The organism is Citrobacter sp. Cb004, from assembly GCF_030337065.1.
GTDB lineage: Bacteria > Pseudomonadota > Gammaproteobacteria > Enterobacterales > Enterobacteriaceae > Citrobacter > Citrobacter braakii.
Genome location: NZ_JAOWCH010000069.1, coordinates 100,730 through 119,225 on the forward strand (window position 1 = coordinate 100,730; position 18,496 = coordinate 119,225).

The window sequence follows — 18,496 nt, forward strand, 5'->3', positions numbered from 1 at the left end:
CGATTGTGGGCCGGATAGGCAGTGGTGATTAATGTACCTGCGGGTCCGCCGGGGAAGCGTTGCTGCGGATCTCAGCAATGTCCATGGCATTAAACAGATAGTGGCTCCCGCAGTAATCGCAGTGCATATCGATCTCGCCTTCTTCCGCCAGAATGCTGTCCACTTCTTCGTCCGGCAGCGTTTTCAGTGCGCCAGCGCAGCGTTCGCGTGAACAGGTGCATTTGAACTCAACGTCCTGCGGATCGTAGAGAGTAACCTCTTCTTCGTGGTACAAGCGCCATAGCACTTCGTTGGCCGGGAGCGTTAACAGCTCTTCAGTTTTGATGGTTTCGGTCAGGGCTGTCAGGTGATCGAAATCATCTGCCTGCGCGTTTTGCGCCGGCATTACCTGCAGAAGCATCCCGCCAGCAGCGGGTTTGCCATCGACGTCGCCAGTACGGATAAACAGACGTGTCGGCAGCTGTTCAGAACGCATGAAGTAATCTTCCAGACAGGCGGCCAGCGTGTCGCCTTCCAGACCAACCACGCCCTGATAGCGCTCGCCTTCTTCTGGGGTAATGGTGATCACCAGGTAGCCGTTACCTACCAGCGTTTTGAGATCAGCGCCTTCAGGGATATCGCCCTGCATACGGGCCACGCCGCGCATCTGCTGATTGTTGTTGCCGTTAATGACGGCCAGGCTCAGCGGACCATCGCCCTGCAGCTGTACGGTGATATCACCGGCAAACTTCAGCGTGGCGGTGAGCAGGCTGGTGGCGACCAGCAGTTCAGCCAGCACGTTCTTGACCGGCTGCGGGTAAGTATGATTTTCGAGGATCTGTTGCAGGGTTTCCGAAACGGTCACCAGCTCGCCGCGCACGGCAAAGTTTTCAAACAGATAACGATGTAATTGGTCATGTTGCGGCATAATCATCTCTCTTGCAGGTGACAGTCACTCGCTGTCGCCATGTTTAAATCGTAACAGGTCGCGGCGCTCTTTCTTGTCCGGTCGCCTGTCCGGGTGCGGCATGGTTAACGCGTTAAGTTTACGCGCCAGCGCCACTTTTTCGCGTTTTTCTACGCTTTCCGCGGTTTCTTCATACAGCGTAACGGCTTCCGTGGCCGGGCGACGCTGCTCGGTAATAGCCTTGATAATGACCGTTCGCTCGTCATTTCCCTGGCGCAGGGTGAGGGTGGCGTTCAGCTCGACAATCTTGCTCGGTTTGCTGCGCTGGCCGTTGTAATGCACCTTACCGCCTTCAACCATTTCGCGGGCTAGCGCACGCGTTTTGTAAAAGCGTGCAGCCCACAGCCATTTATCCAGCCTGACTTCAGCAGAGGGCTTTTCTTTCATGGCGTCTCCTTCACATCAGTGAGGGGATCAGTCGGCGGTAGTCATTCAGTGACGGATGGCGTGCGTACTGTTTTTCCGCGATGCCTGAGTCGGGATTGGTCACGCCGAGGCAGTAACGAATACCGTACAGAGCAGCGGCGTCGAGAATGGGTTCGCTGTCGTCAATAAACAGCGTCTTCTCTGCACTCATTCCCGTTTCTTCAGCCACAGCGTGCCATAACCGCTGATCCTCTTTGGGATAACCAAATGTGTGGGTGGAAAGTAATAAATCAAGGTGTGAGGCCAGCCCGGTATGCTCCAACTTCACCGCCAGGTTATGGGGATGCGCGTTGGTGAGCAAAATACGGCGCTTGCCGCTGGCTTTTAAGGCATCAAGAAACGGTACGGTATCTTCACGCAAAACGGCGCGCGGTCCCTGTTCCGTTGTCATGGCGCAAATATCAAGATCCAGGCATTCGCTCCAGTAATCCAGGCAGTACCAGTTTAGCGTATGCTGCACGGCATGATACTGCTGACGAATATAGTCCTGGGCTTCCTGGGGAGAGATACCCTGTTTCGCGCCATAGGTTTCCGGCACCAGTTTTTGCCAGAAATAGTTATCGAATGCCAGGTCGAGCAGCGTGCCGTCCATATCTAACAACACGGTATCGACATCCTGCCAGGCAATATTGATCTGCATGGAAACTCCCCAGAAGAAAACATGATGCGCGACAGGGTAGCATATCCTGTCGCGCGAGCGTGTTATCGAATCAGGCTTTCCGGGTTGTCAATCAGCGTTGGATTCAGGCAACTTTCGTAGTAGCTCTGAATTTCCGTGATGCGGGAGCGGTGACGCTGGTAGCGTCTGAAGGCCTGTATGCTGTTGTAGACAGCGCACCCGAGCATGGAGAACATCAGCAGCGTTGTGCCAAGGTAACGCCATAATCCTGAACGATCCGGGATACGGTGCAGGCCAATGTGCTGGGTGCCATTGGCGTCGGTCGAAATATTGGTGACGATCCCCTCCGCGCGAAACGGCGTCTGCATCAGCATCTGCGCCAGACGCTGGAAGGCGTTCCACTGTTCCTGTGGGGGATAGTCATATAGCGAGGTTGTCGGCCACGGCTGATCGACCAGATCGCTGCCTTCGTCGCTGATAATCAGGAAACCGCCAGGGGCTGGGCTATTCAGCGTCTGGGCCGCTCGCGCAGTCTCGCGTGAAATAAACGGCGCCGTAGAGGTATTCACCAGATTATCCAACGACTCCGCGCTTACCGGACGCAGCAGCACGTTCACGCCATCCAGTTTGCCTGCGTTCGCCCGTTTCACCAGCGCCGTCCAGTCTTTACTGTTACCAAGGTTAACCAGTGCATTTTTTAAACGTACACATTCATCTTTGGCCGCGCACAGATCGGCCGTTTTCAGGACAATCTCGCCAAAATCGTCCAGTAACACCATTCCGGACTTTTGGATTGCCGAGCGTAACGATGCGCTGACGCGAGAGTCATCATCCGCATTGGGGTGCAGTTGGCGGTTCACCGCCTGCGTGAGCGCGGTGGCTTTATTCACCAGATCGGACTCAGGTAGCGGTAATGCGCGCGCGTCATTCCAGATAATTTGCGTGCAATCGAAAGGCATAAATGGCGCGGAAGGCTGCGCATTCCAGCTCCCCTGGGTATGAATGTTACACATACCCGTACCGCTCAGATGCAGCGTGTCACCCACGCGAACGCCCGCGTTTTCAAGCTGTTTAACGCTGGTGGCTTCGATAGTTTGTGCGCCCTTCATCCAGGAAAGCGTAAGCTTTATCGGCATATCCAGCGGGATCCAAAACAGCAGCATCAGCAGCACCAGCAACGAGCCGCCCGCGATGACGGCGTTGCGCAGCCAGTGCTGTAACGGGAAGTTTTTGACTTCGTCATGCAGCGATAAAAAACGTCCCTGGCGAACAACGTGGCGATCGAGATAAATATCAATATCCGTTTGCTGGCCAAGATCTTGTGCGATGTAAGGCTGCCAGTGCGGTGGATAAATCAGATCAATAATACCTAGCGAGATATTATTAATTTGCTCCTGGTCGTTTTCGCCAAACAGCCCCCAGCGACGCGGCGTACCGCGCAGACAATGAATTTCCCGCAGGGCGGTTTTAGACGGTGGGGCAAACAGCCCCCACAGACCCGCAGCCAGTAGCAGCACCGCGCTACCAACTGTCCACGGAACAAACGTATCCGGGATTATCAAACAGAAAAAGAACAGCAGGAACGATGCAGCAATCAGTAACGCCTCGCGCAATCCCGATGGGCGGCTGAGCGCATATTCTTCATGGGTTTCCTGGCGAATATTCAGCAGTTCAATCTGCTCGCTTTCTTCACCGCGAATGGACGCCTGGGTAGAGGCGGTGTGCTGTAACGCATAGCCACGCGCTTCCTGCATATATTCCTGCAGCGTATGGCCGTTCAGGGAGATAACTAGCGGTATCGTATTGGTGTGGATTAGCTCAACGCTGTTTTCGTCATTGATGTATTGTTCCCAGAAAGGGGGAAGATGTACCTCAACGGAATCAAGATAGTAACGCCATTTGTTAGGATCGTCGGTAGTAATGCCGTAACGTGTAATCGCGTGCGTAAGTACGATGACGCTATTACTTTGGGCATTCAGCGTTAATGACACCGGCGCGGAGCTGGCGCCCGTTGGACCAGGTACCTGTTGAATTTGACTAAGGCTTTCGAGATAGTTTTCGACTGCACTGCGCTCTTCAGGCGTGAGTTTACGCTTCGAGGCGTCTGAGAAGACGTTGCTCAAGGGTAAATTTTTCCGTCTGGATTTCGTTCTGAGTAGCCATCCTGCAAGCAATGAGCAGGCCAGCAAAGCAGCTAAAAAAATCAGAATGGTGCTCATGCTTTCCCCATCTTACTTAGTCTGTCAGGCGTGGTCAGTCGCACCCTGTTCAATATTCGTGATTCTGTGGTTGGCTATCGGCAAGTGTGGAGTCGAACTTGAGCATCTTTAAGTACAGCCCAGTAAATGCGAATCATAGCAAAATCACTAAAAATGGAATATCAGCAAATTCCTGGAGTTATTTCAACCTATTGACTTTTAATTTGAAATAGGGATTAACTTTTAGTACGTTACATAAATGTAAATAAACGGCAATTCACATTGCCGAAACCGTGCGGTATATCGCACAATAACCCCAGATTTCACAGCAAAGATCCTCACAATGAGCAAATCATTACAGAAACCCACGATTTTGAAAGTGGAAACCGTCGCCCAATCCCGGCTGTTTAAAGTCGAAAGCGTGGACCTTGAGTTCAGCAATGGCGTACGCCGCGTTTATGAACGTATGCGCCCGTCCACGCGTGAAGCGGTAATGATTGTGCCGATTGTGGACGACCACCTGATCCTCATCCGCGAATACGCCGTCGGGACCGAATCTTACGAACTGGGTTTTTCCAAGGGGTTAATCGATCCTGGCGAAAGCGTGTATGAAGCGGCGAATCGGGAGCTGAAAGAAGAGGTGGGGTTTGGCGCAAAAGATCTGACGTTTTTAAAGAAACTCAGCATGGCGCCGTCCTATTTCTCCAGCAAAATGAACATCGTGGTGGCGGAGGACTTATATCCTGAATCGCTGGAAGGTGATGAGCCTGAACCATTACCGCAGGTGCGCTGGCCGCTGGCGCATATGATGGACCTGCTGGAAGATCCTGATTTTCACGAAGCGCGTAATGTGAGTGCGCTGTTCCTCGTGCGCGAATGGCTGAAAGGACAAGGGCGGCTTTAATTTCTCTTCACGAATAATAAAAAAGGCGCCGAAGCGCCTTTTTTTGAACGGTCAGGGATCAGAACAGTTCGTGTGTCTCACCATTATCGATAATGGTCGTCCCCACCTCATGCACCGCCTGTTGCGTCGGCTGAGTGCCTTCAATGAAGTATTCTGCGCGGCTGTTGCCACCGCTTGCCAGTTGACCGGTGCTGCGATCGATATTGACCGTCACGATACCCGGCGGCGGCGTCAGCGGCTGCTCAGGCACGCCTTCCAGCACGGACTTCATATAGGCATCCCAGGCAGGCTGTGCGCTCTTTGCGCCGCCTTCGTAGCCGGAGATCTGGTCTTTGATCGCCCCAGAAGCCGTCGTGTGTCCGAGATTGCGGCGATGGTCATCAAACCCGATCCATACCGACGTCACCACGCCTGGCCCGTAGCCGGAGAACCATGCATCTTTAGAGCTGTTGGTGGTCCCGGTTTTCCCGCCGATATCATGGCGCTGTAAATCGCGACCTGCACGCCAACCGGTTCCCATCCAGCCCGGCTCACCAAAGATATTGGTATTCAGGGCGCTTTTAATCAGGAAGGCCAGCGGCGTGTTGATCACGTGTGGAGCGTACTCCTGCGTTCCGCTTTGCGCGACCAGCGCCTGGTTTGCCTGCTCAAGCTGAGGCATAGGCACGGAGGCATTCTGCTGTTCCTGCGAGACGGCGACATCTTCGACGTTACTGTTTTCCAGCACGTTAGATTTCTGGGTATCACCATAAATCACCGGAATATCGCATTCCGGACAGGCAATTTTCGGCTTCGCCTCGAAGATAACGCCGCCCATATCGCTTTCGATTTTACTGATGAAATACGGATCGACCAGGAAGCCGCCGTTAGACATCACTGCATAACCGCGCGCCACCTGCAACGGCGTGAACGAGGCAGAACCCAGCGCCAGCGACTCGGTGTGCACAATGTTCTGTGCCGGGAAGCCGAAACGTTGCAGATACTCTGCCGCGTAATCCACGCCCATCGCGCGCATGGCGCGTACCATCACCACGTTTTTCGACTGACCCAGCCCCTGACGTAAGCGGATAGGACCGGCGTATTGCGGCGGTGAGTTCTTCGGCTGCCAGTCGGAACCCGCGCCGGCATCCCAGCGGGAGATCGGCACGTCGTTGAGCATGCTCGCCAGCGTCAGACCTTTATCCATCGCGGCGGTATACAGGAATGGTTTGATGTTGGAACCCACCTGGCGTAACGCCTGGGTTGCACGGTTAAACTTGCTCTGGTTGAAGTCAAAACCACCGACCAGCGCCAGCACCGCGCCGTTTTGCGGATTGATGGAGACCAGTGCGGAGTTGACGTCCGGTACTTGCGCCAGCCACCAGGAATCGCCAACCTGGCGTACCCAGATTTGCTGCCCGGTTTGCACCACATCAGTCACTTTGCGCGGCGTCGGGCCTTGCTGGGTATCCGAGCGGTAAGGACGCGCCCAGCGCATGCCATCCATCCGTAATGACACTGACGTACCATCCGCCAGCGCGGCAATGGCTTCCTGCGGATTGGCGCTGGTAACAACCGCCGGTAGCAGGGGACCATAAGTCGGTAGCGCTTTCAGCGTATCGGTGATTTTCTTGCTGTCCCAACTGCTTTCGCCCACTTTCCACAGCACGTTCGACGGGCCGCGGTAACCGTGGCGCATGTCGTAATCCATCACGTTGTTACGTACTGCCTGCTGAGCAGCCTGCTGTACTTTGCGCGTAATGGTGGTGGTGATGCGATACCCGTCCTCATAGGCTTTCTCGCCATAACGGTTATACATCTCCTGGCGCACCATCTCAGAGAGATACGGCGCGGAGAAGGCGATTTCCGGCGCGTGGTAGTTGGCGTCAATGGCTTCGCCACGCGCCTGATCGTACTGGGCCTGCGTGATGTAGTTTTCGCTCAACATACGCGACAGTACGACATTACGTCGCGCGGTAGCCCTTTCCATCGAATAGAGGGGGTTGAAGGTTGACGGCGCTTTTGGCAGACCGGCAATCACCGCAATTTCACTTAAGCTGAGCTGATCAACCGTCTTACCGAAATAGACCTGCGCGGCAGCACCTACGCCATAAGCGCGATACCCCAGGTAAATCTTGTTCAGATACAGTTCGAGGATCTCATCTTTACTCAGCAGTTGTTCAATGCGGATCGCCAGGAAAACTTCTTTGATCTTACGCATCAGCGTACGTTCCGGGCTCAGGAAGAAGTTTCTCGCCAACTGTTGGGTAATGGTGCTGGCCCCTTGCGATGCATGGCCGGAGAATAGCGCGACGCTGGCAGCACGGAAGATCCCCACCGGGTCTACCCCGTGGTGCTCATAAAAACGACTGTCTTCGGTAGCGATAAAGGCTTTAACCATTACCGGCGGCATCTGATCCAGGGTGACCGGGATTCGACGTTTCTCGCCATATTGCGCGATAAGCTCGCCATCAGCGCTGTAAACCTGCATCGGGATCTGTAAACGCACATCTTTGAGCGTCGCGACGTCAGGTAATTGCGGCTCAATATAGCGATAGAGGCCATAAATCGAGCCTGCTCCCAGCAGGATGCAACATACTGCAAGGATTAATAAATACTTTACGAACTTCACTGGAGATTTCCCATTTAGTGGCATTTGGGCAGTTTATAAACAAACGCGCGGTAGTATAAAGGCAAGCCAGACGCATTGATATACTCGTTAAAGCAACGGGTGATAAGGAGATCATCAGCAATGGCTTTCAATATCTGGAAAATTGGTCTGCATATTCAGCAACATGAAGCGCTGGCTGTCGCCGTAGTTCAGGACGCATCCGGTTGGTTTCTCCAGCGCTGGTGGCGTATACCGCTGACGCCTCAGGTTATCGTCGATGGCCACATTCGCGAGCCTGAACAGCTTGTCGCAGCGCTACTGCCGTGGAGCCGGGAGCTTCCTCGCCGACACCATATTCATCTCTCTTTTCCTGCCAACAGGACGTTACAAAAAAAGTATCCTCGTCCGGAAATGATGCTGCGCGAGCCGGAGCAAGCCGCATGGTTATCCGGTTCGATGGCGCGTGAGCTGGATATGGCGCCGGATGCGCTGCATTTTGATTATAGCGAAGACACGTTAAGCCCGGCGTTTAACGTCACTGCAGCGCAAAGCAAAGAGATTTCAGCGCTTCTGACGCTTATCCAAACGTTGAAGGTTCAGGTTATGGCGATTACGCCGGATGCCAGCGCGTTACAGCGATTTATACCTTACCTGCCAGAACGTCATCAGTGTCTGGTATGGCGTGATGACACCCAGTGGCTATGGGCGACCCGTTCGGCATGGGGGCGTAAATCAACGGGCGATATTGGCTGTATCGACGAGCTTGCCGCGACATTATCGCTTTCCACGACAGCCATTGCGCTATGCGATCCCAGCGGCTTCGATCCTTTAAGCGTGGTGTCTGTACGCCAGCCGCCAATTCCAACGCAAAGCCATCGCTTCACCATTGCACTGGGACTCGCTATGGGAGGCACATGTTGATGATAGCGACCATCAATCTTCTGCCCTGGCGCCAGACGCGACGTCGCGCCTGCCTACGCTTCTGGAGTGTTTTATTTGGCGCTTCGCTACTGCTTAGTATTGGCGTGTTGTTGCGCTATTACAGCGTTTTGAGCGTAGAAAACCAGGTCGAATTGTTGTTAGCGGATGCCGAAAAGACGCGGGCCGAGGCTTTAATGGCGCTAAAGCCGCGTGTGCAGCAGCGCCAGCAACGATGGCAACAGGTTCAAGCGCGGAACAAACAGCGGGAGCAGACCCGAAGCTGGCAGCGGGTTTTGCAAGGGCTGGCGGAATTACTGCCAGAGCAGGCGTGGTTAACAAAAATAACCTGGCAGCAGGATACGCTGGAACTGACGGGAAACACGCTGAGCTTTGCCGCGCTGAAGGCGCTGGAAGCGCAATTACGCCAACTGCCGCTATTTAAATTGGGTAGCCCTGGCAAAACGCAGCAGGATGTGCAGGGACGCTGGCAATTCCACTATCGACTGATGCGGAGCGGTGCGCATGAAAATGCTTTGTGATAGCTGGTTAGCGCAGTCGCCGCGCTTTCGGCTCATCTGCGGCTGTGGCTGGATGCTGGGACTGCTCATCGTCGTCATGTTATACCTCAGCTCCACCGCGCAGAAACGGGTTATGCAACAAGAGGCGCTAAACCAGCAACGAGCGGCCACTCAGGCACAATGGCGAAATTTATATCTGCTGGCGGCATCGCCAGAAGAGCCTGAAGAGACGCTGATTCCGTTCTCCCCACTGCTGTTTCAGACTCCTCTTGCACATCTTATCCACTGGCAACCCTCCGCACAGGGCGGAGAAATGACGCTGAAGCCAGGCTGGGATGTCATCCCGCCGATGTTTGGCCAATTAGCGGAGCAAGGGATGAACGTCAGCCGGTTTTCTCTTTACGCAGAAGGTGCGGAGCTGCTGTTAACACTACAACTGGAGCGTCTGAATGATGGTTGAACGCTGGCTGTTGGCGTGCGTAAGCGTACTGATACTCACCGGTATGCGTAATCCCTTCCTGCCGCCGGAGGACCGTTGCCAAATTGCTGAGCTGTCGACATGGCGCTATCAGGGAATATTGAGCCAGGGCGCGCGACCTATTGGCATTGTTCAGGATAGCCAGAAAAAATGGCAGCGGGTTGAGCGAAATGATGTCCTGAAAAACGGTTGGACGGTTACGCAGATAACGGCCCAGAGCGTAACCCTCGACACAGGGAAAAACTGCGAGCCGTCGCAGTGGCAGTGGCAACGACAAGGAGCGATAAATGAAGCGATGGATGGCATGGATAGTACTCGTACTGGTGGTCGGGATTCAGAGCGTACTGGCGGCGAAATCACAAAACGTGACGCTGGTGGTCGATGATGTGCCGGTGGTGCAGGTATTGCAGGCGCTGGCCGAACAGGAAAAGAAAAACCTGGTAGTTTCACCGGATGTCAGCGGTGTGCTGTCACTGCATTTGACGGATGTGCCCTGGAAGCGGGCATTGCAAACGGTGGTGAAAAGCGCCGGGCTGGTATTACGCCAGGAAGGCAACATTCTGCATGTGCATTCTGTTCAATGGCAGAGTGAAAATGCGGCTCGTCAGGACAATGAGCAGGCACGGCTTCAGGCCAGCCTGCCGTTGGAACATCGCAGTATCATTTTGCAATATGCTGATGCCTCCGAGCTGGCAAAAGCCGGAGAAAAGCTGCTCAGCGCCAAAGGAAGCATGACGGTGGATAAACGCACCAACCGCTTACTGCTGCGTGATAATAGCGTTGCGCTTAACGCACTGGAAACGTGGGTGGCGCAAATGGATCTGCCGGTTGCACAAGTCGAACTGGCGGCGCATATCGTGACGATTAATGAAAAAAGCTTGCGTGAGCTGGGGGTGAAGTGGTCGCTGGCTGACGCACAGCAATCGGGGGCTGTGGGGAACGTCACAACGCTTGCCAGCGATCTTTCTGTATCCACAGCCACATCCCGTGTGGGATTTAACATTGGCCGTATTAACGGTCGTTTACTCGAGCTGGAGCTGTCTGCGCTGGAGCAAAAACAGCAGTTGGACATCATCGCCAGTCCACGCTTACTGGCTTCTCACCTGCAACCTGCCAGTATTAAGCAGGGTAGTGAGATCCCTTATCAGGTCTCCAGCGGTGAAAGCGGCGCGACATCCGTCGAGTTCAAGGAAGCTGTATTAGGGATGGAAGTCACGCCCACCGTATTGCAGAAAGGACGAATCAGACTGAAACTGCATATCAGCCAGAATGTTCCCGGGCAGGTGCTACAGCAGGCGGATGGCGAAGTTCTGGCTATTGATAAGCAGGAGATTGAAACTCAGGTCGAGGTAAAAAGCGGCGAGACGATTGCGCTGGGCGGGATTTTTTCACATAAGAATAAATCCGCAGCCGACAGCGTGCCGCTGTTAGGCGACATCCCCTGGCTTGGCTCTCTCTTTCGCCATGATGGTAAAGAAGACGAACGGCGTGAATTAGTAGTTTTTATTACGCCCAGACTGGTTTCAACGCAATAACTTATGCATGAAAAGCCGTTGTTTTTGCACTGAACACGTTTCAGAGATTTGACGTGCGGGTGTATTTAGCATACAAGGAGTACCGATTTGAGTGTCGGTACTTTTCTTTACTTATGCGGCAGTAAATACGCTTTGCCTTTCTGGTGGTGTGTCATAGGCTTATTTGGTGTCATTTGGCTGCGCGATACGTCGCCAGGTCTGATGTTTGCAGGGTAGCATGCCTGCCACGACCAGAAATGCGTAAGGTTTGGTGATTTATTCAGTTGCCAAACCCGCTTGAGTATTGAGATAATTTTCAGTCTGACTCTCGCAATATCTTATGAGGTTTCAGTTCATGTCCTGCTGCGCTGAGTGTCTGCGAAGCGGGTTTACCATTAACGAATAGTCTTAGTAGTACCGAAAAAATGGCAGAGAAACGCAATATCTTTCTGGTTGGGCCTATGGGTGCCGGAAAAAGCACTATTGGGCGCCAGTTAGCTCAACAACTCAATATGGAATTTTACGATTCTGATCAAGAGATTGAGAAACGAACCGGAGCTGATGTGGGCTGGGTCTTCGATGTAGAAGGTGAAGACGGCTTCCGTGATCGCGAAGAAAAAGTCATCAACGAGTTGACGGAAAAACAGGGTATTGTGCTGGCAACTGGCGGTGGCTCTGTTAAATCACGTGAAACACGTAACCGTCTTTCCGCGCGTGGCGTCGTGGTCTATCTTGAAACGACAATTGAAAAACAACTTGCGCGAACTCAACGTGACAAGAAACGCCCGCTGCTGCAGGTAGAATCGCCGCCTCGTGAAGTTCTGGAAGCGTTGGCTGACGAACGCAATCCTCTGTACGAAGAGATTGCTGACGTGACCATTCGCACCGACGATCAGAGCGCAAAAGTCGTAGCAAACCAGATTATTCATATGTTGGAAAGCAACTAATTCTGGCTGAATACACACTCGTCTGCGGGTACAAGTAACTAAGGTGGATGTCGCGTAATGGAGAGGATCACAGTCACTCTCGGGGAACGTAGTTACCCTATCACCATCGCGGCTGGTTTGTTTAATGAGCCAGCTTCATTCTTACCGCTGAAATCGGGCGATCAGGTTATGTTGGTAACCAACGAAACCCTGGCTCCCCTTTATCTCGATAAGGTTCGCGGCGTACTTGAACAGGCGGGTGTTAACGTTGATAGCGTTATCCTTCCCGATGGCGAGCAGTATAAAAGCCTGACGGTTCTGGATACGGTTTTCACTGCGTTACTGCAAAAACCGCACGGTCGTGATACCACGTTAGTCGCACTTGGCGGCGGTGTGATAGGCGATCTGACCGGTTTTGCGGCAGCCAGCTATCAGCGTGGTGTTCGTTTTATTCAAGTCCCGACAACTCTGTTGTCGCAGGTCGACTCCTCCGTTGGCGGCAAAACCGCCGTAAACCATCCCCTCGGTAAAAACATGATTGGCGCGTTTTACCAACCGGCGTCCGTGGTGGTGGATCTCGATTGTCTGAAAACGCTTCCTGCGCGTGAGCTGGCATCGGGGCTGGCGGAAGTGATCAAATACGGCATCATCCTTGACGGTGAATTTTTCAGTTGGCTGGAAGAAAATCTGGATGCGTTATTGCGTCTGGATGGTCCGGCGATGGCGTACTGTATTCGTCGTTGTTGTGAGCTGAAAGCAGAAGTTGTCGCAGCGGACGAGCGTGAAATGGGCTTACGTGCTTTACTGAATCTGGGACACACGTTTGGCCATGCGATCGAAGCTGAAATGGGTTATGGCAATTGGTTACATGGTGAAGCCGTTGCAGCAGGTATGGTAATGGCTGCTCGTACGTCAGAACGTCTTGGACAGTTTACCTCCGCTGATACGCAGCGCATCATTATGCTGCTGCAGCGAGCGGGCTTGCCGGTCAATGGACCGCGTGAAATGTCCAGCGAGGCTTATCTGCCGCACATGCTGCGAGATAAAAAAGTGTTAGCGGGAGAGATTCGTTTAGTGCTTCCGCGGGCTATAGGGAAGAGTGAAGTGCGCGGCGGAGTGTCGCACGAGGTGGTTCTTAACGCTATTGCTGATTGCCAGCCGGCGTAACAACAAGAAAGGTCTGGCTTGCGTTGCGAAACGTAGGTCTTTTAGCTTCAGGTTATGTGCAAAGTCGTAAGCATTAACCTTTGAGTGGGGTGTTAAATGGATGAATTCAAACCAGAAGACGAGCTGAAACCCGATCCCAGCGATCGTCGTACTGGTCGTTCTCGTCAATCGTCTGAACGCGATAATGAGCCGCAAATCAATTTTGATGATGTTGATCTGGATGCTGACGATCGCCGTCCTGCGCGCGCACGTAAAGAGCGTGAAGAAGAACGGGACATTGAAGAAGAGTATGAGTCTGATGACGATGACGTGGATGAAGAACGTGTAGAACGCCGTCCGCGCAAGCGTAAGAAACCCGCCAGCAAGCCTGCCTCTCGTCAGTATATGATGATGGGGGTCGGTGTCCTGGTGCTGTTGCTGCTGATCATCGGTATCGGTTCTGCGCTGAAAGCCCCCTCATCATCTCCCAGTGAGCAGGCTGGATCTGGCGAGAAGAGCATCGATCTTTCTGGCAACAACGCGACGGATCAGGCGAGCACGACTACGCCTGCAGCAGGCGCTGAGCAGACCGCTGGCAATACCCAGCAGGATGTTTCCCTACCGCCGATTTCCTCTACCCCAACTCAAGGTCAGACACCTGCGGCAACTGAAGGCCAGCAGCGTGTTGAAGTGCAGGGCGATCTGAACAACGCTCTGACGCAACCGCAAGGCCAGGAGCAGGTTAACAATGTAGTGGTTAACTCTACGCTGCCGACCGAACCTGCGACCGTTGCGCCAGTTCGTAATGGTAATGCTGTGCGCCAGACTGCGAAAACGGAAACGGCTGAACGCCCTGCTGCGACACACCAGGAACGTAAACAGGCTGTTATTGAGCCGAAGAGCAAACCGCAAACTACGGTGAAAGCGACGCAGACAGAGCCGAAACCTGTTGCTCAGGCAAAACCAACTGCAACTGCGCCGACGACCACAACCAAAGCACCTGTGGTTACCGCTACGCCGAAGGCGACCGTTGAGCCGAAAGCAACCGCGACTACAACGCCTGCGCCAACTGCGACGGCAACAACGTCAACGCCTGTTGCTGGTGGAGCGAAAAGTGCAGGAAATGTCGGAGCGTTAAAATCTGCGCCGTCCAGCCATTACACGCTGCAGCTCAGCAGTTCTTCTAACTACGACAACCTTAACGGTTGGGCGAAGAAAGAAAACCTGAAGAACTACGTGGTGTATCAGACGACGCGTAACGGTCAACCGTGGTATGTTCTGGTAACAGGCGTGTATGCGTCTAAAGAAGATGCGAAACGTGCAGTGTCTACGCTCCCCGCCGATATTCAGGCGAAAAATCCGTGGGCAAAACCGCTGCACCAGGTTCAGGCCGATTTGAAGTAAGATAGGATATGTTCTGCAATGGTTTGCTGTTTCGCCCAATTGCGGGACAAAGACTAAAGCGCAGGATGCTGTCGGAGCTTTCTCCACAGCCGGAGAAGGTGTAATTAGTTAGTCAGCATGAAAAAAAATCGCGCTTTTTTGAAATGGGCAGGGGGAAAATACCCCCTGCTTGATGATATCAAACGGCATTTACCTCAGGGTGAATGCCTGATTGAACCTTTCGTGGGTGCCGGGTCGGTGTTTCTCAACACCGACTTTTCTCGTTATATTCTTGCCGATATCAACAGCGACCTCATCAGTCTCTATAACATCGTGAAGACACGTACCGATGAGTATGTGCAGGCTTCACGTGAGCTGTTTATGCCTGAAACTAATCAGGCTGAGGTGTACTATCGGTTCAGAGAAGAATTTAATGCCAGTCAGGATCCGTTCCGCCGTGCAGTACTGTTCTTGTATCTGAACCGCTTTGGTTACAACGGATTGTGCCGTTATAACCTGCGCGGCGAGTTTAATGTACCGTTTGGTCGTTATAAAAAACCTTACTTCCCGGAAGCCGAGTTGTACCATTTTGCTGAAAAAGCGCAGAATGCGGAGTTCCATTGTCTCTCCTATGAAGAGTGCATGGACCGTGCGGATAGCAACTCTGTGGTCTATTGTGACCCGCCTTATGCACCGCTTTCGGCGACGGCAAATTTCACCGCGTATCATACCAACAGCTTTAGCCCAAAAGAGCAGGCGCATCTGGCCGAGATGGCAGAAAAGCTGGTCAGTAAGCAGATCCCGGTGTTAATTTCGAACCATGACACGCCCGATACCCGCGAATGGTACCGATCGGCGAAACATTTTCAGGTCAAAGTGCGGCGCAGCATTAGCAGCAATGGCGGCACGCGTAAAAAGGTGAACGAACTGCTGGCACTGTATAAACCAGGAGTTGTAACGCCTGCGAAGAAATAATTCTCAAGGAGAAGCGGATGAAACAGTATTTGATCGCCCCCTCAATTCTGTCGGCTGATTTTGCCCGCCTGGGTGAGGACACCGCGAGAGCGCTGACTGCCGGTGCCGATGTCGTACACTTCGATGTCATGGACAATCACTACGTACCGAACCTGACCATCGGCCCGATGGTACTGAAATCGCTGCGTAAATATGGCATTACTGCCCCGATTGACGTTCATCTGATGGTGAAACCGGTCGATCGTATTGTCCCGGACTTCGCCGCCGCCGGCGCGAGCATCATTACTTTTCACCCGGAAGCCTCCGAGCATGTCGATCGCACTTTACAGCTGATCAAAGAGCATGGCTGTAAAGCGGGCCTGGTGTTTAACCCGGCAACACCGCTGAGCTATCTGGACTACGTCATGGATAAGCTCGATGTGATCCTGCTGATGTCCGTTAACCCAGGCTTTGGCGGGCAGTCCTTTATCCCACAAACGCTGGATAAGCTGCGCGAAGTGCGTCGTCGTATTGATGAATCTGGCTACGATATCCGCCTCGAAGTGGACGGCGGCGTCAAGGTGAACAACATTGGTGAAATCGCGGCGGCGGGTGCAGATATGTTTGTCGCAGGCTCTGCTATTTTCGACCAACCAGACTACAAAAAAGTCATTGATGAAATGCGCAATGAACTGGCGAAGGTAAGTCATGGATAAGTTTCAGGATATTCGGGGCGTTGCATTTGACCTCGACGGTACGCTGGTCGACAGCGCGCCGGGATTAACCGCAGCGGTGGATATGGCGCTGTATGCGCTGGAACTGCCGATTGCCGGTGAAGAACGCGTTATCACCTGGATTGGCAACGGTGCAGATGTACTGATGGAGCGCGCGCTGGCGTGGTCGCGTCAGGAGCGCGCCACACTACGTAAGACAATGGGTAAACCGCCCGTTGATGATGATATCCCAGCCGAAGAACAGGTGCGTATTTTGCGTAAGCTGTTCGACAGATACTACGGCGATGTCGCAGAAGAGGGGACATTCCTGTTCCCTGATGTTGCCGACACGCTGGGCGCGATGCATGCGAAAGGATTGCCGCTGGGTCTGGTGACCAACAAACCGACCCCGTTTGTCGCGCCATTGCTTGAGGCGTTAGATATCGCCAAATACTTTAGCGTGGTCATCGGTGGTGACGACGTGCAGAATAAAAAACCGCATCCGGATCCGCTACTGCTGGTAGCAAGCAAGCTTGGCATCAAGCCTGAGCAATTGCTCTTCGTAGGGGATTCACGTAATGATATTCAGGCGGCAAAAGCTGCTGGCTGTCCGTCCGTTGGTCTGACTTATGGCTACAACTACGGCGAGTCGATCGCGCTGAGTCAACCCGACGTTATTTACGACCGTATTAATGAACTACTGCCCGTTCTCGGGCTTCCGCATAGCGAAAATCAGGAATCAAAAAATGACTAAGCCCATCGTTTTTAGTGGCGCACAGCCCTCAGGTGAATTGACCATTGGCAACTATATGGGTGCGCTGCGTCAGTGGGTGAGCATGCAGGATGACTACCATTGCATCTACTGCATCGTTGACCAACATGCCATCACCGTTCGTCAGGATGCTCAGCAGCTGCGTAAAGCAACGCTCGATACGCTGGCGCTGTATCTGGCATGCGGTATCGATCCTGAAAAAAGCACCATTTTCGTCCAGTCTCATGTACCGGAACACGCACAGTTAGGTTGGGCGCTGAACTGCCACACCTATTTCGGCGAGCTGAGCCGTATGACCCAGTTCAAAGATAAATCCGCACGCTATGCGGAGAACATCAACGCCGGTCTGTTTGATTATCCGGTGCTGATGGCGGCAGACATCCTGCTGTATCAGACCAACCAGGTACCGGTTGGCGAAGATCAGAAACAGCATCTGGAACTAAGCCGCGATATCGCCCAGCGCTTCAACGCCCTGTATGGCGACATCTTCAAAGTGCCTGAGCCATTCATTCCTAAATCCGGTGCGCGCGTGATGTCGCTGCTGGAGCCGACGAAGAAAATGTCCAAGTCGGATGACAACCGCAACAATGTGATCGGCCTGCTGGAAGATCCGAAATCCGTGGTGAAGAAAATCAAACGTGCGATGACCGACTCCGAAGAGCCGCCTGTTGTACGCTACGACGTGCAGAATAAAGCGGGTGTTTCCAACCTGCTGGATATCCTCTCTGCCGTTACCGGCCAGAGCATTCCGGAGCTGGAACAGCACTTTGAAGGCAAGATGTATGGTCATCTGAAAGGTGAAGTCGCAGAGGCCGTTTCCGGCATGCTGACCGAGCTTCAGGAGCGTTATCACCGTTTCCGTAACGATGAAGCTTTCCTGCAGCAGGTGATGAAAGATGGCGCGGAAAAAGCCAGCGCACGCGCGTCTGTTACGCTGAAAGCGGTTTACGAAGCGATTGGTTTTGTCGCCAAGCCGTAATGCGCTCTGCGTTGCTGAAGAAACCGGGTTCTACCCGGTTTTTTTTCGCCTGTTCGCTGGTGAATCTCAAAAAATATGAAGCGCCTCGCCGTTTGCATATTTCCTTATATCAATCACTTTAATGAAGATATAAATATTCAATTTACTGAAGATATAAAATGCGTCGGATATTTATCAAGAGAGAGGAGGGACTGACAACCCTGGCCCGCTACCTGCTCGGCGAGAAGTGCGGTAACGTGTGAATGAGCATTTAACCTATAAATATAAAAACCGGGGATTTCCCGGTTTTTTTGTATCTGCGCAATCGCTTCTGTTACAGATCTGCAGCCGGGCCACAGCCACCAATAATTTTAGAAATAGAAATTGCCGGATGCAGGAAGTAATCGTAGGTGCAGTTATCTTTTTTGTTATCGACATGACCAGTACACGCGGTCAGCGTAGCCAGAACACCAGCAACGATAGTGATTTTTGCAAATTTCAGCATGTTAAAATCCTTGTAAGATATCTAT

19 protein-coding genes and 1 pseudogene are annotated in these 18,496 nt (G+C 53.0%); 14 read left to right on the forward strand and 6 right to left on the reverse strand.

Annotation, left to right across the window (positions count from 1 at the left end; genetic code table 11):
* Positions 1 to 28: 28 nt before the first annotated feature.
* The 4 genes from hslO to igaA all read right to left on the reverse strand — a co-directional run bounded on the left by hslO (position 29) and on the right by igaA (position 4,210).
* The gene (gene hslO, locus OGV65_RS21090) at positions 29 to 907 is read right to left on the reverse strand and encodes an Hsp33 family molecular chaperone HslO (protein ID WP_016157640.1); all 879 of its coding nucleotides are present in this window, start codon (positions 905 to 907) and stop codon (positions 29 to 31) included.
* Between the two features lie 24 nt (positions 908 to 931).
* On the reverse strand, positions 932 to 1,333 hold the full coding sequence (hslR, locus tag OGV65_RS21095; protein ID WP_016157639.1) for a ribosome-associated heat shock protein Hsp15: 402 nt from the start codon (positions 1,331 to 1,333) through the stop codon (positions 932 to 934).
* Between the two features lie 10 nt (positions 1,334 to 1,343).
* On the reverse strand, positions 1,344 to 2,012 hold the full coding sequence (gene yrfG, locus OGV65_RS21100; protein WP_016157638.1) for a GMP/IMP nucleotidase: 669 nt from the start codon (positions 2,010 to 2,012) through the stop codon (positions 1,344 to 1,346).
* Between the two features lie 62 nt (positions 2,013 to 2,074).
* Positions 2,075 to 4,210: an intracellular growth attenuator protein IgaA gene (gene igaA, locus OGV65_RS21105; protein WP_286455392.1), complete on the reverse strand. Its 2,136-nt coding sequence runs from the start codon at positions 4,208 to 4,210 to the stop codon at positions 2,075 to 2,077.
* A gap of 322 nt (positions 4,211 to 4,532) precedes the next feature.
* Here igaA and nudE point away from each other — a divergent pair, with 322 nt between their 5' ends.
* Positions 4,533 to 5,093, forward strand: coding sequence for an ADP compounds hydrolase NudE (gene nudE, locus OGV65_RS21110; protein ID WP_016157636.1), 561 nt, complete (start codon positions 4,533 to 4,535; stop codon positions 5,091 to 5,093).
* A 58-nt stretch (positions 5,094 to 5,151) separates the two neighbouring features.
* Here nudE and mrcA read toward each other — a convergent pair whose 3' ends face one another.
* Positions 5,152 to 7,704: a peptidoglycan glycosyltransferase/peptidoglycan DD-transpeptidase MrcA gene (gene mrcA, locus OGV65_RS21115; protein WP_181220928.1), complete on the reverse strand. Its 2,553-nt coding sequence runs from the start codon at positions 7,702 to 7,704 to the stop codon at positions 5,152 to 5,154.
* Positions 7,705 to 7,824: 120 nt separating this feature from the next.
* Here mrcA and OGV65_RS21120 point away from each other — a divergent pair, with 120 nt between their 5' ends.
* The 13 genes and pseudogenes from OGV65_RS21120 to OGV65_RS21180 all read left to right on the forward strand — a co-directional run.
* On the forward strand, positions 7,825 to 8,604 hold the full coding sequence (locus tag OGV65_RS21120) for a type IV pilus biogenesis protein PilM (RefSeq protein WP_235117019.1): 780 nt from the start codon (positions 7,825 to 7,827) through the stop codon (positions 8,602 to 8,604).
* Positions 8,604 to 9,143: a PilN domain-containing protein gene (locus OGV65_RS21125; protein ID WP_235117030.1), complete on the forward strand. Its 540-nt coding sequence runs from the start codon at positions 8,604 to 8,606 to the stop codon at positions 9,141 to 9,143. The genes OGV65_RS21120 and OGV65_RS21125 overlap by 1 nt, the downstream gene beginning before the upstream one ends.
* On the forward strand, positions 9,127 to 9,582 hold the full coding sequence (locus tag OGV65_RS21130) for a HofO family protein (protein WP_049283088.1): 456 nt from the start codon (positions 9,127 to 9,129) through the stop codon (positions 9,580 to 9,582). The genes OGV65_RS21125 and OGV65_RS21130 overlap by 17 nt, the downstream gene beginning before the upstream one ends.
* Positions 9,572 to 9,985, forward strand: a complete 414-nt coding sequence (locus OGV65_RS21135) for a HofP DNA utilization family protein (protein WP_049283087.1) — start codon at positions 9,572 to 9,574, stop codon at positions 9,983 to 9,985. The genes OGV65_RS21130 and OGV65_RS21135 overlap by 11 nt, the downstream gene beginning before the upstream one ends.
* The gene (gene hofQ, locus OGV65_RS21140; protein ID WP_103766936.1) at positions 9,888 to 11,135 is read left to right on the forward strand and encodes a DNA uptake porin HofQ; all 1,248 of its coding nucleotides are present in this window, start codon (positions 9,888 to 9,890) and stop codon (positions 11,133 to 11,135) included. Before OGV65_RS21135 ends, hofQ begins: the two co-directional genes overlap by 98 nt.
* 404 nt (positions 11,136 to 11,539) lie before the next feature.
* On the forward strand, positions 11,540 to 12,061 hold the full coding sequence (aroK, locus tag OGV65_RS21145; protein ID WP_003023552.1) for a shikimate kinase AroK: 522 nt from the start codon (positions 11,540 to 11,542) through the stop codon (positions 12,059 to 12,061).
* Positions 12,062 to 12,118: 57 nt separating this feature from the next.
* Positions 12,119 to 13,207, forward strand: coding sequence for a 3-dehydroquinate synthase (gene aroB, locus OGV65_RS21150; protein ID WP_103766935.1), 1,089 nt, complete (start codon positions 12,119 to 12,121; stop codon positions 13,205 to 13,207).
* A 96-nt stretch (positions 13,208 to 13,303) separates the two neighbouring features.
* Positions 13,304 to 14,590, forward strand: a complete 1,287-nt coding sequence (gene damX / locus OGV65_RS21155) for a cell division protein DamX (RefSeq protein WP_103766934.1) — start codon at positions 13,304 to 13,306, stop codon at positions 14,588 to 14,590.
* Positions 14,591 to 14,707: 117 nt separating this feature from the next.
* Positions 14,708 to 15,544: an adenine-specific DNA-methyltransferase gene (dam, locus tag OGV65_RS21160; protein WP_016154786.1), complete on the forward strand. Its 837-nt coding sequence runs from the start codon at positions 14,708 to 14,710 to the stop codon at positions 15,542 to 15,544.
* Positions 15,545 to 15,561: 17 nt separating this feature from the next.
* The gene (rpe, locus tag OGV65_RS21165; RefSeq protein WP_003023561.1) at positions 15,562 to 16,239 is read left to right on the forward strand and encodes a ribulose-phosphate 3-epimerase; all 678 of its coding nucleotides are present in this window, start codon (positions 15,562 to 15,564) and stop codon (positions 16,237 to 16,239) included.
* Positions 16,232 to 16,990 (forward strand): phosphoglycolate phosphatase, encoded by a 759-nt coding sequence (gene gph / locus OGV65_RS21170; protein WP_016154785.1) that lies wholly within the window; start codon positions 16,232 to 16,234, stop codon positions 16,988 to 16,990. The genes rpe and gph overlap by 8 nt, the downstream gene beginning before the upstream one ends.
* Positions 16,983 to 17,987, forward strand: a complete 1,005-nt coding sequence (gene trpS, locus OGV65_RS21175; protein WP_286455393.1) for a tryptophan--tRNA ligase — start codon at positions 16,983 to 16,985, stop codon at positions 17,985 to 17,987. The genes gph and trpS overlap by 8 nt, the downstream gene beginning before the upstream one ends.
* A 158-nt stretch (positions 17,988 to 18,145) precedes the next feature.
* Positions 18,146 to 18,223, forward strand: a pseudogene (locus tag OGV65_RS21180) (hypothetical protein); the annotation flags it as partial.
* A gap of 77 nt (positions 18,224 to 18,300) precedes the next feature.
* On the opposite strand, the gene OGV65_RS21185 reads toward OGV65_RS21180, so the two are convergent.
* Positions 18,301 to 18,471 (reverse strand): YhfL family protein, encoded by a 171-nt coding sequence (locus tag OGV65_RS21185; protein ID WP_016154783.1) that lies wholly within the window; start codon positions 18,469 to 18,471, stop codon positions 18,301 to 18,303.
* Positions 18,472 to 18,496 lie beyond the last annotated feature (25 nt).

Excerpts from the sequence above, each read along its gene's own strand:
- hslO (WP_016157640.1), bottom strand. The coding sequence starts at position 907 with ATGCCGCAACATGACCAATTACATCGTTATCTGTTTGAAAACTTTGCC.
- hslR (WP_016157639.1), bottom strand. The coding sequence starts at position 1,333 with ATGAAAGAAAAGCCCTCTGCTGAAGTCAGGCTGGATAAATGGCTGTGG.
- yrfG (WP_016157638.1), bottom strand. The coding sequence starts at position 2,012 with ATGCAGATCAATATTGCCTGGCAGGATGTCGATACCGTGTTGTTAGAT.
- igaA (WP_286455392.1), bottom strand. The coding sequence starts at position 4,210 with ATGAGCACCATTCTGATTTTTTTAGCTGCTTTGCTGGCCTGCTCATTG.
- nudE (WP_016157636.1), top strand. The coding sequence starts at position 4,533 with ATGAGCAAATCATTACAGAAACCCACGATTTTGAAAGTGGAAACCGTC.
- OGV65_RS21120 (WP_235117019.1), top strand. The coding sequence starts at position 7,825 with ATGGCTTTCAATATCTGGAAAATTGGTCTGCATATTCAGCAACATGAA.
- OGV65_RS21125 (WP_235117030.1), top strand. The coding sequence starts at position 8,604 with ATGATAGCGACCATCAATCTTCTGCCCTGGCGCCAGACGCGACGTCGC.
- OGV65_RS21130 (WP_049283088.1), top strand. The coding sequence starts at position 9,127 with ATGAAAATGCTTTGTGATAGCTGGTTAGCGCAGTCGCCGCGCTTTCGG.
- OGV65_RS21135 (WP_049283087.1), top strand. The coding sequence starts at position 9,572 with ATGATGGTTGAACGCTGGCTGTTGGCGTGCGTAAGCGTACTGATACTC.
- hofQ (WP_103766936.1), top strand. The coding sequence starts at position 9,888 with ATGAAGCGATGGATGGCATGGATAGTACTCGTACTGGTGGTCGGGATT.
- aroK (WP_003023552.1), top strand. The coding sequence starts at position 11,540 with ATGGCAGAGAAACGCAATATCTTTCTGGTTGGGCCTATGGGTGCCGGA.
- aroB (WP_103766935.1), top strand. The coding sequence starts at position 12,119 with ATGGAGAGGATCACAGTCACTCTCGGGGAACGTAGTTACCCTATCACC.
- damX (WP_103766934.1), top strand. The coding sequence starts at position 13,304 with ATGGATGAATTCAAACCAGAAGACGAGCTGAAACCCGATCCCAGCGAT.
- dam (WP_016154786.1), top strand. The coding sequence starts at position 14,708 with ATGAAAAAAAATCGCGCTTTTTTGAAATGGGCAGGGGGAAAATACCCC.
- rpe (WP_003023561.1), top strand. The coding sequence starts at position 15,562 with ATGAAACAGTATTTGATCGCCCCCTCAATTCTGTCGGCTGATTTTGCC.
- gph (WP_016154785.1), top strand. The coding sequence starts at position 16,232 with ATGGATAAGTTTCAGGATATTCGGGGCGTTGCATTTGACCTCGACGGT.
- trpS (WP_286455393.1), top strand. The coding sequence starts at position 16,983 with ATGACTAAGCCCATCGTTTTTAGTGGCGCACAGCCCTCAGGTGAATTG.
- OGV65_RS21185 (WP_016154783.1), bottom strand. The coding sequence starts at position 18,471 with ATGCTGAAATTTGCAAAAATCACTATCGTTGCTGGTGTTCTGGCTACG.